The organism is Rhodobacteraceae bacterium D3-12, from assembly GCA_025916135.1.
GTDB lineage: Bacteria > Pseudomonadota > Alphaproteobacteria > Rhodobacterales > Rhodobacteraceae > JAKGBX01.
Map to the genome: position 1 here is coordinate 2831720 of CP104793.1, position 13834 is coordinate 2845553.

11 protein-coding genes and 2 pseudogenes are annotated in these 13834 nt (G+C 63.5%); 10 read left to right on the plus strand and 3 right to left on the minus strand.

Annotated elements, in window-relative coordinates:
- Positions 1-344 precede the first annotated feature (344 nt).
- The gene (locus tag N4R57_13980) at positions 345-1439 is read right to left on the minus strand and encodes an acyltransferase (GenBank protein UYV36135.1); all 1095 of its coding nucleotides are present in this window, start codon (positions 1437-1439) and stop codon (positions 345-347) included.
- 264 nt (positions 1440-1703) lie between these two features.
- Here N4R57_13980 and N4R57_13985 point away from each other — a divergent pair, with 264 nt between their 5' ends.
- The 8 genes and pseudogenes from N4R57_13985 to N4R57_14020 all read left to right on the plus strand — a co-directional run bounded on the left by N4R57_13985 (position 1704) and on the right by N4R57_14020 (position 10641).
- Positions 1704-2750, plus strand: coding sequence for a rod shape-determining protein (locus N4R57_13985; GenBank protein ID UYV36136.1), 1047 nt, complete (start codon positions 1704-1706; stop codon positions 2748-2750).
- Positions 2751-2897: 147 nt separating this feature from the next.
- Complete coding sequence (locus N4R57_13990; GenBank protein ID UYV36137.1) at positions 2898-4175, plus strand: PLP-dependent aminotransferase family protein; 1278 nt, start codon at positions 2898-2900, stop codon at positions 4173-4175.
- 96 nt (positions 4176-4271) lie between these two features.
- Positions 4272-4490 (plus strand): DUF6500 family protein, encoded by a 219-nt coding sequence (locus N4R57_13995; protein UYV36138.1) that lies wholly within the window; start codon positions 4272-4274, stop codon positions 4488-4490.
- 246 nt (positions 4491-4736) lie between these two features.
- Positions 4737-5668 (plus strand): annotated as a pseudogene (mreC, locus tag N4R57_14000) (rod shape-determining protein MreC).
- Positions 5661-6200, plus strand: coding sequence for a rod shape-determining protein MreD (locus tag N4R57_14005; protein ID UYV36139.1), 540 nt, complete (start codon positions 5661-5663; stop codon positions 6198-6200). Before mreC ends, N4R57_14005 begins: the two are co-directional and overlap by 8 nt.
- A complete protein-coding gene (gene mrdA / locus N4R57_14010; GenBank protein ID UYV36140.1) occupies positions 6139-8172 on the plus strand; it encodes a penicillin-binding protein 2 in 2034 nt (677 codons plus the stop codon). The genes N4R57_14005 and mrdA overlap by 62 nt, the downstream gene beginning before the upstream one ends.
- Entirely contained in the window at positions 8159-9298 is a 1140-nt protein-coding gene (gene rodA / locus N4R57_14015) for a rod shape-determining protein RodA (GenBank protein ID UYV36141.1), read from the plus strand. The genes mrdA and rodA overlap by 14 nt, the downstream gene beginning before the upstream one ends.
- Before the next feature lie 411 nt (positions 9299-9709).
- Positions 9710-10641, plus strand: a pseudogene (locus N4R57_14020) (glyoxylate/hydroxypyruvate reductase A).
- 225 nt (positions 10642-10866) lie between these two features.
- On the opposite strand, the gene N4R57_14025 reads toward N4R57_14020, so the two are convergent.
- Together N4R57_14025 and N4R57_14030 are read right to left on the minus strand one after the other, a co-directional pair.
- On the minus strand, positions 10867-11673 hold the full coding sequence (locus tag N4R57_14025; GenBank protein ID UYV36142.1) for an SseB family protein: 807 nt from the start codon (positions 11671-11673) through the stop codon (positions 10867-10869).
- A complete protein-coding gene (locus N4R57_14030) occupies positions 11670-12257 on the minus strand; it encodes a uracil-DNA glycosylase family protein (protein ID UYV36143.1) in 588 nt (195 codons plus the stop codon). Before N4R57_14030 ends, N4R57_14025 begins: the two co-directional genes overlap by 4 nt.
- 97 nt (positions 12258-12354) lie before the next feature.
- Here N4R57_14030 and N4R57_14035 point away from each other — a divergent pair, with 97 nt between their 5' ends.
- Both N4R57_14035 and N4R57_14040 read left to right on the plus strand, forming a co-directional pair.
- Positions 12355-12723, plus strand: coding sequence for a metalloregulator ArsR/SmtB family transcription factor (locus N4R57_14035; protein UYV36144.1), 369 nt, complete (start codon positions 12355-12357; stop codon positions 12721-12723).
- Positions 12716-13822, plus strand: a complete 1107-nt coding sequence (locus tag N4R57_14040) for a permease (GenBank protein UYV36145.1) — start codon at positions 12716-12718, stop codon at positions 13820-13822. The genes N4R57_14035 and N4R57_14040 overlap by 8 nt, the downstream gene beginning before the upstream one ends.
- Positions 13823-13834 lie beyond the last annotated feature (12 nt).

The following is a 13834-nucleotide window of genomic DNA, read 5'->3' on the forward strand; positions in this document are numbered from 1 at the left end:
TCGCGCCCGGCTGAAACCCCAACGCGCAAACGCGGTCCAGAACCGGATGATCCCATCCCCACTGGACCGCGTCGGCGCACAGCTCTCGACACTTGCCAAACCCGCCACACCGCGCGTTTCTCTCATCGCGCCGAGTCATGGCCCAAACGGCTCCGGCTCCCCCGCCCGCCGGCGCTCCCCCTAAAGGCCACGCGCCCGGCTGACCTCCCTAGGCTTTCTCGCCCCACGTCAGAGCAAACAGCAAAACCGCACCCCCCGCGCGTCCCCCCCTTCATCTGACCCAAAATATCCCGGGGGTGAGGCCAAAGGCCGAGGGGGCAGCGCCCCCTCCCCTGCCTGCCAAATCACACCAACGGCAACGGCCTGTTGTTCGCCTTGACCAACACCCATCCCACCGGCAGGCAAATCACCACCGCTACCAGCGTAAGCAGGCTCGGCGTCAGCCCCGCCACCTGCTCCAGTACCAGCAAAACCAAGGCATGAACGAAATAAATAGCCGCCGACATCGGCGCCATCCACGGCGCGGCCCGCACCCCCTTCAGGCGCAACAACCAGGCAAAGATCACCGGCGCCAAAGCGAAATTCATCACCGCCACTTCGAACACCGCATCATGCGCAAACCCCACGTATTTCACCCAGTTTTCCAGCATAAGCAGCGCAACAAGCCCCAGCACCACGGGCCAGCGGCTCACCCGCCCAAGCCAATCGCGCACCGCCTCCTCCTGCATCAGGTAGCCCAGCGCCATAAAGGGAAACCCATAAAACAAGAAGTTGCGCGGCAAGGCATAAAGCGCGTTGTGATGCTTCACCGTCTCGAAATCGACCAGCACATCAAGGGCATATTGCACCACGCCCCCGGTCAGATACAGCGCCCCTGCCAGCGCCAAAAGCCACCCCGCCGGCAGCCCCCGCAACCGGGCAAGCATCAACCCGCCACCGATCAAAGCGGGCATAAACCACAAATGCCCCGCGCCAAAGAAAATCCAGAACCCCGCCTTGGCAAAGGAAAAACTGCCCAAAGGCATCCAGCACCCAATATAAACCGCGCTCCACACCAGATGCAGCAGCACCAACCGCTTGGCCCATGCCCCCACCCCACGACGGATCTGCACGGCAAAGAAAAACCCCGACATCATCAGGAACAGCGGAATGATGATCCGCGCCCAGCCCCCGACAAAGGTAAAGAAATAAAGCGGATAGCTCAGATCAACAAACAACCGGCCATGCGCCCCAACCACAACCAGCGCCATGATGAACCGCGCCAGATCAAGCGCCTCAACACGCGCCGCACTCTGTCCCAGCTCTGCTGCGGCCACCGGTGCGCCCACCGATACGGCCACTGGCGCGACAGCGTCCCTCACGGCTCCCGTCAGAGGGTCCGTTACAGGGTCCGCCACGGTCACCGTCGCCGCACGCGAAAAGGAAGCATCACCGTTCATTCAAGCGATCACCCTTACAAATAAGACCCTTGTTTTAGTCGATTTTGCCTCATCACCGTGGGTTTTTTCGGAAACACTTCGTTTCCCGGCGTTCACCAACACGCCTGAGCCCCCTGCCTGCACGTTCCTTCCTGCGCGGTTTCGCGCCGATCACACCCCCGATCTCCCCTTTCACCCGCCCGTCGGCAGGCGTATATAAGGGCGTCTGCGACACGGCTCTCCGAGTCGCCGGCCCAGAAACTTGTTGTCAAAGGCCCCCCCAACATGTCGATTTTCGATAAGATGCCCGGTTTGTTCGCATCCGACATGGCGATTGACCTCGGCACAGCCAACACGCTGGTCTACGTCAAAGGCAAAGGGGTGATCCTGTCCGAACCCTCCGTGGTCGCCTATCACGTCAAAGATGGCGTCAAAAAAGTGCTCGCCGTGGGTGAAGACGCCAAGCTGATGCTGGGCCGTACCCCCGGTTCCATCGAAGCCATCCGCCCGATGCGCGAAGGTGTGATCGCCGATTTCGACACCGCCGAAGAGATGATCAAACACTTCATCCGCAAGGTCCACAAACGCTCGACCTTCTATAAGCCCAAGGTCATCGTCTGTGTGCCGCACGGCGCCACACCGGTTGAAAAACGCGCGATCCGCTCGTCGGTTCTGGCCGCGGGCGCGCGCCGTGCCGGTCTCATTGCCGAACCCATCGCCGCAGCGATCGGCGCGGGCATGCCGATCACCGATCCCACCGGCAACATGGTGGTTGATATCGGCGGCGGCACCACCGAAGTCGCCGTGCTCTCGCTTGGCGACATCGTCTATGCCCGCTCCGTGCGCGTCGGCGGGGACCGTATGGACGAGGCGATTATTTCCTATCTGCGCCGCCAGCAAAATCTCCTCGTCGGGGAAAGCACGGCCGAGCGGATCAAAACTTCCATCGGCACCGCCCGCATGCCCGATGATGGCCGCGGCACCTCGATGCAGATCCGTGGCCGCGACCTGCTCACAGGCGTGCCCAAGGAAACCGAAGTCAGCCAGGCGCAGGTCGCCGAAGCTCTCGCCGAACCGGTGCAACAAATCTGCGAAGCGGTGATGACCGCGCTCGAAACCACACCGCCCGACCTTGCGGCTGACATCGTTGACCGGGGCGTCATGCTCACCGGCGGCGGCGCGCTCTTGGGCGAACTTGACCTCGCCTTGCGTGAAAGCACCGGCCTCGCGGTTTCCATCGCCGATGAATCGCTGAACTGCGTGGCGCTCGGCACGGGCAAGGCGCTGGAGTTTGAAAAACAACTCAAGCACGCCATCGACTACGACAGCTAAAGCGCCCTCGGCACCGATCCCAAAGCCCGCGCGAACACGCCCGACCGCGTCCCGGATTTAATCCGGGACCGCGCGCGCCCGAACCAGCCCCTGCCCAGATCCAAGCGCCAAGCGCCCCCCCACACAACATCCCGGCAATTCCCCGGCTTGCACCTCCCTGCCACTCCCCCTAAGCTGCCCGCGATCCTGCATCTCAAAGGCCGCACCAATGACATTCGACTACACCCCCTCCTGCCGACAAACACGCCCGACCCCGCCCCCCGTTGGAGCGGCTTTCCCGCCTATAACTTTGTCGGCGGACATATCGACAACGCCACCGTCCCCGTCGATGAACTGCGCGCCGCCGTCGACCGCGCCCTTGCGCGTGACGGCTCCGATCTTGCCACCTATCACCTGCAAAGCGGGCCCCAAGGGTATCTCCCCCTGCGCAGCTTCGTGGCCGAAAAACTCAAACGCTACGCCGGGATCAACACCACAGCCGATGACATCCTGCTCACCTCCGGCTCCCTCCAAGGGCTTGATCTGGTTAACAAACTTCTGCTTTCCCCCGGTGACACCGTGATCGTCGAGGAATCAAACTACGGCGGCGCATTCACCAAACTGCGCAAGCTCGGCGTCAACATGGTGCAGATCCCGCTGGATGACCAAGGCATGCGCATGGACGCGCTCGAAACCGCGCTTTCCGACCTCGCCCAGCGCGGCATCACGCCGAAATACATCTTCGCCATCATCACCGTGCACAATCCCACCGGCACGATCCTGCCGCTAGAGCGCCGCCACCAGATGCTGGACCTTGCCCGCAAATACGGCGTCCCGGTTTTTGAGGATGAATGCTATTCCGACATCACATGGGCCAACAGCCGTCCCCCCGCGCTTCGTGCGCTTGATGACAGCGGTATGGTGATCCACGTCGGGACCTTCTCCAAAACCATCGGCCCGGCCCTGCGCGTGGGCTATATCAACGCCGATTGGCCGGTGCTGGGCCGGCTTGTCGCGCTGAAATCCGATGCCGGCTCGCCCGCGCTGGACCAGATGGTTTTGGCCGAATTTGGCCCCGCGCATTTCGACGATCACGTCAAGCAGTGCAACGCCGTTCTCGAAGGCAAGCTCGACACGCTGATCGACGCGCTGAACGAGCATTTCGGCACCTCCGTGGCGTTCACCAAACCGCCCGGCGGCATTTTCCTGTGGATCAAACTCCCCACCGGTGTCAGCGCCGCGCGTTTGGCCCAGGCCGCCGCCGCCAAAGGCGTGTCTATCAACCCCGGCCCGGAATGGTCGCTGCAATCCGATGCCGACGGCTGGATGCGCCTGTGCTTTGCCAACCCGCCCAAAGAGACGATCCGCGACGGCGTCGCCCGCCTCGCCGCGATCTGCCACGATGAATTCGGCGTGCCCGAAGTCAGCGGCAATATCCGACGGTAACGGTTAAGGCGGGGCCAAAATCCTACGTTGCGCCCCGCGTTTTACTCACCTTATGTTCCCATCAATCCCCTACCCCCAAAGAGGCCGCAAACACGTATGAGAGCAACTCTAAGACGCCACGCCGTCGCGGTCTGCAATGACAAGATCGCCAAGAAGGGAGAGACCGTAGGCCTCTCTTTCTATGCGTTTTTCGCCAATAAAAATGATGATCCGGCCTTGCTTATGGAGGCCGCCGAATGGTGGATCAAAACCCACGAATTGGATCACTTCGAGAAAGCGGTGAAGATTCGCGATATGATCTCTTCGGGAGTTTGACCAACGGCGGTTTTGCCTGCGCGTCCCAACATGGCACCAACATGGTATGGCCAGCCCGATAGACCTCCTGCACCTCGCACATCAAATCGGGGATCGATTCGAACGCGCCAAAACACGAGGGGCCGATCAAACCGTTTGTCGTTACGCTGTCGGCATACGCAAAAACCGGCTGACGCCGCGTGGCGGCTGATGCCTCGGCGGTTTTTCCCTCTCAACCTCACCCAATCGCCATGATATACCCCCCTCATGGCACGCGATCGCTCTCAATCGGATGATTTCACCGGCCCGCTCAAGCGGTTGCTGGGCGCGATCCTCGTCATCCTGCTCTTGGCGGTCTTTGTTGTCTGGCGGATCGATTCCCCGCGCGTCGAACGGTTTCGCGCCCATGTGGTCGATAATGTGCTGCCGGGGTTTGACTGGGCTATGGCCCCGGTCACCGGCGCGGTCAACCTGATCCGCGATTTCCAAAGCTATCAAAGCCTGCATGAACAGAACCAAGAGCTCAAACGCGAGCTTCAGAAGATGCGCAAATGGCAGGAAGCAGCCGTGCAGCTGCAACAGGAAAACGCCCGCCTGCTGGACCTCAACAAAGTCCGCCTCGATCCGCGCCTCACCTTTATCACCGGCGTTGTCTTGGCCGATAGCGGCTCGCCTTTCCGGCAATCGGTTGTGCTCAATATCGGGGCGCGTGATGGCATCCTTGATGGCTGGGCCGCGATGGACGGGATCGGCCTTGTCGGGCGATCTCCGGCGTGGGCGAGAATACCTCGCGCGTCATCCTGCTCACCGATGCGGCGTCGCGCATTCCCGTCACCATTCAGGCCTCGGGCCAACCCGGCCTCTTGGTCGGCGACAACACCCGCTCTCCGGCGATCGAGTTTGTTGAAAACCCCGATGCGGTGCGCCCCGGTGACCGGGTGGTAAGCTCGGGCGACGGCGGCGTCTTTCCCCCCGGCCTGCTGGTCGGGCAGATCGCGGTTGATCCCGGCGGGCGGATGCGCGTGCGCCTTGCGGCCGATTACGAGCGGCTCGAATTTCTGCGTGTGCTGCGCCACCACGGGCGCGAACGCATCCTTGACCCCGGCACGCTGATCCTGCCCGACGAAGGCCTCCTGCCCGCGCCCACCGCACAGGCCCAGCCCGCCACCACCGCCAAACCCGGAGGCGCCGATGGATGACATCTCCCTCCTGCGCCTCTGGCTCATGCGGCTCAGCTTTGCCCTGCTGGTGATGGCGATCCTGTTCTTCGACCTGCTGCCGCTCGAAACCTCGCCGCGCCGCTGGGCGGGGCCGGACCTCGTGCTGGCCTTCGCCTTTGCATGGGCACTGCGCCGCCCCGAATACACGCCGCCGCTGATGGTCGCCGCACTGTTTCTGCTGGTCGATCTGATGCTGGGCCGCCCGCCGGGGCTCTATGCCGCGCTGTCGCTCTTGGCGTTCAACAACCTTGCGGGCCGCGCGCTCACCATGCGTGACATGCCCTTCCCGGTCGAATGGGTCACCGTCGCGCTCGCCCTTGCGGGGGTGATCTTTGGTCACCAACTCCTGCTTGGGCTGTTCCTCGTTGATCCCCCCGCCTTTGCGCTGGTGCTCAGCCAACTCGCCATGACCGTGCTGACCTATCCGCTGGTCGCGGCCATCACCCGCTATGGCTTTGGCCTGCGCCCGGTTGGGCTGGGCGAAATCAACGCCCTCGGCCAACGACAGTAACGAAAGAGAGAGAGAGCCCCATGCGCAGATCCCCCGCGACACCGCCGTCTCTCAGCGCCTCGTCACCCGGCGCGGCCTTCTGCTTGGCGGGATACAGGCCGCAACGCTCGGCGGGCTGGCCATGCGGATGCAGTTCCTTCAGGTCGAACAAGCCGATCAGTTCCGCTTCCTCGCCGAAGAAAACCGCATCTCGATCCGCCTGATCCCGCCGTCGCGCGGCGAGGTGTTTGACCGCACCGGCCGGCTGATCGCGCGCAATGTGCAATCCTATCGCATCACCATGACCCGCGAAGAGGCCGGCGATGTCGACGCTGTGCTCACCCGCCTCTCGACCATCATCGACCTCGACCCAGAAGAGGTCGCCGCCGCCCGCGAGGAAATGCGCAAACGCCGGGGCGACACCCGCGTCACCGTCGCCGACCGCATCACTTGGGAGGAACTCTCCCGCGTGGCCATCAACGGCCCCGCCCTGCCCGGCGTCACCCCCGAAGTCGGCCTGTCGCGCACCTATCCGCTGGGGCCGGATTTCACCCATGTGGTCGGCTATGTCGGCCCCGTCTCCGACTATGACCTCTCCAAGATCGACGACCCCGACCCGCTCCTGCGCCTGCCCCGCTTCCAGATCGGCAAAATCGGCATCGAAGCCCGTCAGGAAGAACTCCTGCGCGGCAAATCCGGCATCAAACGGGTCGAGGTCAACGCCGCCGGGCGCGAAATGCGAGAGCTTGACCGGCAAGAGGGCGAAGCCGGATCGGATGTGCAGCTCACCATCGACCACATGCTGCAAAACTACGTGCAGGCCCGCCTCGGCGACGAAAGCGCCGCCGCCGTGGTGATCGACACCCAAACCGGCGACCTACTCGCCGTTGCCTCGTCGCCGACGTTTGACCCGAACCTCTTCGTCAACGGCATTTCCACCAAAGATTACAAAGCTTTGCTTGAAAACAACCACCGCCCGCTGGTGGCCAAATCGGTTCAGGGGCTCTATCCCCCCGGCTCGACCTTCAAAATGGTCACCGCCCTTGCGGCGCTCGAAAATGACATCATCGACCAGAAAACGACCTTTAACTGCAAAGGCGTGCTCGAAGTCCACTCCAGCCGCTTTCACTGCTGGAAACGCGCCGGACATGGCAACGTCGACCTCGCCCGCTCCCTGCGCGAAAGCTGCGATGTGTTCTATTACGAACTCGCCCTGCAAACCGGGATCGAGAATATCTCGGCCATGGCCCGCCGCCTTGGCATAGGCGAAAAATACGACATCCCCATGTCCTCGGTCGCCTCCGGCGTCGCCCCGACAAAGGCATGGAAGAAACGCTCCAAAGGCGAAGACTGGGTGATCGGCGATAGCGTCAACGCCTCCATCGGCCAAGGGTTCGTGCTGGCCTCGCCGCTGCAACTCGCCGTGATGACGGCCCGCCTCGCAACCGGTCGCGATGTCAAACCGCGGCTGATCCGCTCGGTCGACGGGGTCGAAACGCCCTCGCGCGGCGGCGACAGCCTCGGCATCAACGAAAACCACCTGCGCGCGATCCGCAAAGCGATGTTCGAGGTGTCAAACAACCGCCGTGGCACCGCCTATGGCTCTCGCATCACCGCCGAAGGCTTCCGCATGGCGGGCAAAACCGGCACCTCACAGGTCCGCCGCATCACCGCCGCCGAACGGCGCGCCGGGGTCACCCGCAACCGCGACCTCCCGTGGGAGCGCCGCGACCACGCGCTCTTTGTCGATTTCGCACCGTTTGATAACCCGCGCATCGCCGTGGCGGTGGTGGTCGAACACGGCGGCGGCGGCTCAACCACCGCCGCACCGATCGCGCGCGACATCACGCTACAGGCGCTCTACGGCGAAGACCCGCCGCTCGCCGCCTACCCCTCCAAGGATCGCGGCCGCATCCGCGCCCAGCAAGAGCGCCTGCGCGCCATGCGCCCCCCGCCGAAGACAAACGCCCGGGCCGCGCATGAGCTATCTTGAGTCCAACGTCCAATACGTCCCCACCGGGCCGCGCAAGGTGTTCTTCCTCAACTGGCCGGTGGCTCTGCTGCTGATCGCCGTGGCCTGCCTTGGCTTCCTCATGCTCTACTCGGTGGCGGGCGGCTCGTTTTCGCCTTGGGCCGAACCGCAAATGAAACGCTTCGGCGCCGGATTCGTGCTGATGATCTTCATTGCGATGATCCCGATCTGGTTCTGGCGCAACGTGGCGCTGGTCGGCTACCTCGCCACCATCGCGCTCTTGGTCCTCGTCGCCGTGATCGGCGATCAGGGCGGCGGCGCACAACGCTGGGTCGATCTCGGCTTTATGCGCCTGCAACCCTCCGAGCTGATGAAAATCACACTCGTGATGCTGCTCGCGGCCTATTACGACTGGCTGCCAATGAACAAGGTCTCGCACCCGCTCTGGGTCGCCCTGCCGGTGGCGCTGATCCTGATCCCGACAGCACTGGTCATCCGTCAACCCGACCTCGGCACCTCGCTTCTGCTGGTGATGGGCGGCGGCGCGGTGATGTTCATCGCGGGCGTCCACTGGCTCTACTTCGCCGCCGTGATCAGCGCGGGCGCAGGCCTCGTCACCGCCGTCTTCCAATCGCGCGGCACGCCGTGGCAGCTGCTGAATGACTACCAATACCGCCGCATCGACACCTTCCTCGATCCCGCCGCCGACCCGCTTGGCGCGGGCTATCACATCACCCAATCCAAAATCGCCCTCGGCTCCGGCGGCTGGACAGGGCGCGGCTTCATGCAAGGCACCCAATCCCGCCTCAACTTCCTGCCCGAAAAACACACCGATTTCATCTTTACCACTTTGGCTGAGGAATTCGGCTTCCTCGGCGCCGTCTCCTTGCTCGGGCTCTATGCGCTGATCATCTTCTTTTGCATCGCTTCGGCGCTCTCCAACGCCAACCGCTTCGCCGCCCTCTTGACCCTTGGCATCGCCACGACATTCTTCCTCTTTTTCGCGGTGAACATGTCGATGGTCATGGGCCTCATCCCCGTGGTCGGCGTCCCCCTGCCCTTGGTTAGCTACGGCGGCTCCGCCATGCTCGTCCTCATGCTCGCCTTCGGCCTCGTCCAATCCGCGCACGTCCACAAACCCCGCTAACCACACCCATTGCTTCATCTGACTGAAAATGTCCCGGGGGGTATGGGGGGCTGGCCCCCCACTTTTAACTGCGGGTTGGGGGCTGGCCCCCCAATTAAAAACAGCGGTGTGGGGGGCTGACCGCAACCTTATTGCGGTGTGGGGGGCCAGCACCCCACCTTTGCCACCGGCGTGGCGAACTACCCCCCACTCAATGCCGCCCCCCACGCATTAACCATTTCCCACCCGCCCAATTGCCGCACTGCGGCGGTGCACGCATGTCAGCCGGACGTCAGCCGAAGATCACCCCCCGGCAATCGCCGCGCCGCAGCACCGTTAACCCACCAAACCGCTGCATTAACCATCGCCTTGCAAATCCCCGCGCAAGACCGCACCTTGCCACCAAATCCACCCTCACACGCAAGGCGCACCATGCCCACCAACATCCTCTTTGCCGCCACCAACAGCCGCTGGACCGAATATGAAACCCCGCTGCGCAACGCGCTCGACGACCTCGGGCTCGGCTATTCTCTCGCCACCGATTTCCCACCAGCCGAGGTCGACTATATCGTCTATGCCCCCAACTCCCCGCTTCAGGATTTCACCCCCTACACGCGGGCCAAAGCGGTGCTCAATCTCTGGGCCGGCGTCGAAAGCGTGACCCACAATGAAACCCTCAAAATCCCGCTCGCCCGCATGGTCGGCGGCGGCCTGACCGAAGGCATGGTGGAATGGGTCACCGGCCACACCCTGCGCTATCACCTCGGCATGGACAGCCACATCGTGAACCCGGACAAGACATGGGACCACTCCGCGCCCCCTTGGCACGCGATCGCCCCGTCACCATCCTTGGGCTTGGTGAATTGGGCCTCGCCTGCGCCCGGTCGCTCGCCGCACTTGGCTTCCCGGTAACCGGCTGGTCGCGCTCGGAAAAAACTGTTCCCGGCATCACCACCCGCCACGGCGAACAGGGCCTGAAAGAGGCCCTTAACGGCGCGCAAATCGTGGTCCTTCTTTTGCCCAATACGCCCGCGACCGCGAATGTGATCAACGCCGAAAGCCTCGCTCTCACCGCCCCCGGCGCGTTCCTGATCAATCCGGGGCGTGGCACGTTGATCGACGATGATGCGCTGCTCGCCGCGCTCGATACCGGGCAAATCGCCCATGCCACGCTTGACGTTTTCCGTGTCGAGCCTTTGCCCGCCGATCATCCCTATTGGGACCACCCGCGCGTCACAGTGACCCCGCATATCGCCTCGGACACCCGCGCGCCTTTGGCCGCGCATGTCATCGCTGAAAACATCCGCCGGGGCGAGGCGGGCGAACCCTTCCTCCACCTCGTCGACCGGTCTGCCGGATATTAAACCTATCTCCGTGCGCCTCAGTATATCTCGGGGCGTCGCGGCCCGACATCACAGAAACAGCCCCCGGCCCGACCCTGCTCAGCAGCCGTCGGGCTGGCCCCTGCCCGCGACTCGCATCGCGGCGTTAACCAATTCCGCACAAAGTGGCGCTACCCTAAGGGTCACAGAGGCATTCCGCAGCGCAGCATCACCAAGCCAGCCACCATGGCGCCGCCATCACACCTGTTAAGACTTATTTGAGCTTCGGAGGCCGCGCCGGCCCCTCCCCGGTGCCGACCCCGGTATCTGAACCTGTTCTGGCGGCTCGGGCGCGGGGTCGGGCACGTCAAACCACCGCCCGGCGGCACGCATCTCGGCCTCTCGTGCGCCACCCCCGGAAAAAAACGCAATATCAAAGCCTTCGCCGCCCATACCGGCGAATACCTGCGCCTCGGCCATGGCCTTGGCCAGCGGCGCCTCCGCCTCCGGCGCGGCATCAAAAATCCCAAGGATATGCCCCTCGCGCCCGTCCGCGAAGCGTGCAGCCACCATCGCAGCCCCCGCCGCGACCCCCGGCATCGCCGCCAGCCGCGTTTCCACCGCGATCATCACCGGCTCGGCCAACACCGGCGGCGCAAACCCCGTCGCCACCGCCCCCTCCGCCGCTTCGGGCGCCGGTGCCAAAGTCTCGGCCAGCCAATCCACCGCTTCAGCAGGCAGCAGGATCGACGAAGGCGCCACATCCACGTTCACCCCCAGCCCGATGCCCTGCCCCGCCAGCATCCCGGCCAAGGCCCGCCCCGACAAGGCGGCATAGGGCGCAGCCTTGCCGACAAAATCCGCCAACCGTTCTTCCGCGTCGAAAACCAACACGTAAGAGCCTGCATCAAAAGAGAAAACCTCCGGGCTAATGCTCTCGCCCTCCGCCTCGGTGCTCAGCAACAGGAACAGCTCGCAATCCGCCAGCGCCCGGTAAAATCCCAACCGCGCCGCCTCAACCTCGGGGGCCGCGTCCATCGCCGCATGTGCCCTGTCCAATGCCGTTTCGCTCATTTCTCCAACGCCTCTCTCACCGCCGCGCGCAGGGCGGGCAAAACCTCTTCCCCGAACCACGGGTGCTTCTTTAACCATGCGGTATTGCGCCAAGACGGATGCGGCAAGGGGAAAACCCCCGGCGCATGTTTGCGCCACGCCGCAACCGTCTCTGTCACTCCGGTTTTCACCCCCAGATGCCAGCGATGCGCATAGCCCCCCACCAGCAGCGTCAGCCGCATTTCAGGCAGCCCCGCCATCACCCGCGCATGCCACGTCTCGGCACAGCGTTTCGGCGGCGGCAAATCGGACCCTTTGGAATCATAGCCCGGAAAGCAGAACGCCATGGGAACGATTGCGAAACGATTTCGATCATAAAATGTCTCGCGATCGACCCCCAGCCAGTCGCGCAGCCGATCCCCCGACGGGTCATCAAACGGCACGCCGCTCTCATGCACCCGCGCGCCGGGGGCCTGCCCGGCGATCAAAACCCGCGCGCGCGGCGAAAACCACGCCACCGGGCGCGGCTCATGGGCCGTTTTCGTGGCCGCAAACTGCTCGGCGCACAAGCGACACGCGCGGATCTCATGGCTTAACTCGTCCATCGCGCCACCCTAGCGCGCCCCCCGGCAAAACCCAATAGTTCGATAAAAGTCGAAATAACGCTCGACAGATGTCAATTGCTTCGATATTTCTAGAATCATGAAACAGTCTGACATCACCCCCGACGCCGATCTCGACCTCGTTCGTGCCGCCTCTACCTTTGCCGCACTCGGGTCCGAGCAACGCCTGACCGTCATGCGCACCTTGGTGCGCGCCGGCCCCGAAGGTCTCACCATCGGAGAGCTTGGCGCGCGCGCCGGCGTCACCGGCTCAACCCTGACCCATCACATGAAAACCCTGTCACAGGCCGGATTGGTCATCCAGAAACGCCAAGGCCGACAGATCATCTGCGCCGCCATCTCCTATGGTGATTTGCGCCACCTCTCCGAATTCCTCTTGCGCGAATGCTGTGCCGATGCGCCCGGTTCGCTCGACCTCCCCGATGAAAAAGGCCACCACCATGACTGATATTCCTCATTCTCCCCAGCGGTTTAGCTGGAAGAACATCGACAAGGCATGGCTCGCCCTCGGTGTCATCCTCACGCTTGTCGCGCTGCTCGACTGGCCGCAATTCATGCCCACCGTGACCTTCGCGATCGAAGCGTTGGGCCGCACCGCGCCCTTCATCCTCTTCGCCGTGCTTGCCGTCGCCTATATGAAAGCCACCGGCGCGGAAAACCTCCTCGCCAAGGCGTTCGAGGGGCGCGAAACCCGGATGATCGTCATGGCCGCGCTGCTCGGCGGGCTCTCGCCCTTCTGCTCATGTCAGGTCATTCCCTTCATCGCCGCGCTGCTGGCGATGGGCGTGCCGCTCTCGGCGGTTATGGCCTTCTGGCTGGCCTCGCCGCTGATGGATCCAGCGATGTTTTCGATCACCTCGGGCACGCTCGGCGTTGAATTCGCAACCGCCAAAACCATTGCGGCCGTTGGTGTCGGCGTGCTCGGTGGCTTTGGCACCATGCTGCTCAAAGCCTCGCCGGTCTTTTCCGATCCGCTGCGCGCCAAGCCTCAGGTCGGCGGCTGCTGCGGCGTGCAAAAGCCCTTCTCGGACAAACCCCACTGGCGCTTCTGGGACGACGCAGACCGCCGCACGGTTTTCCGCGATAACTTCATCGAAAACGGCGTCTTCCTGCTGAAATGGCTGCTGCTCGCCTATGTGCTGGAAAGCCTGATGATCCATTACGTGCCCGCCGACATGATCGCCGGTGTGCTGGGCGGAACCGGTGTGCAACCCATCCTTGTCGGCGCCCTTGTCGGTGCTCCGGCCTATCTCAACGGCTATGCCGCCGTGCCGCTGGTTGATGCTCTGCTCGAACAGGGCATGGCCCCCGGTGCCGCCATGTCCTTCATGGTCGCTGGCGGGGTAAGCTGCATTCCCGCCGCCGTCGCGGTCTGGGCACTGGTTAAACCGCGCGTCTTTGTCGCCTATATCGGCTACGCCATCCTCGGTGCGATGATCGCCGGCCTCGCCTGGGGTGCTTGGGTCTGGGGTCCTTACCCTCCCGCCCCGACGATCACCAAAAACAAAAGCGCCGCCTCACATTGGGGCGGCGCTTTGCCTTTTTGATAGATCACCTTG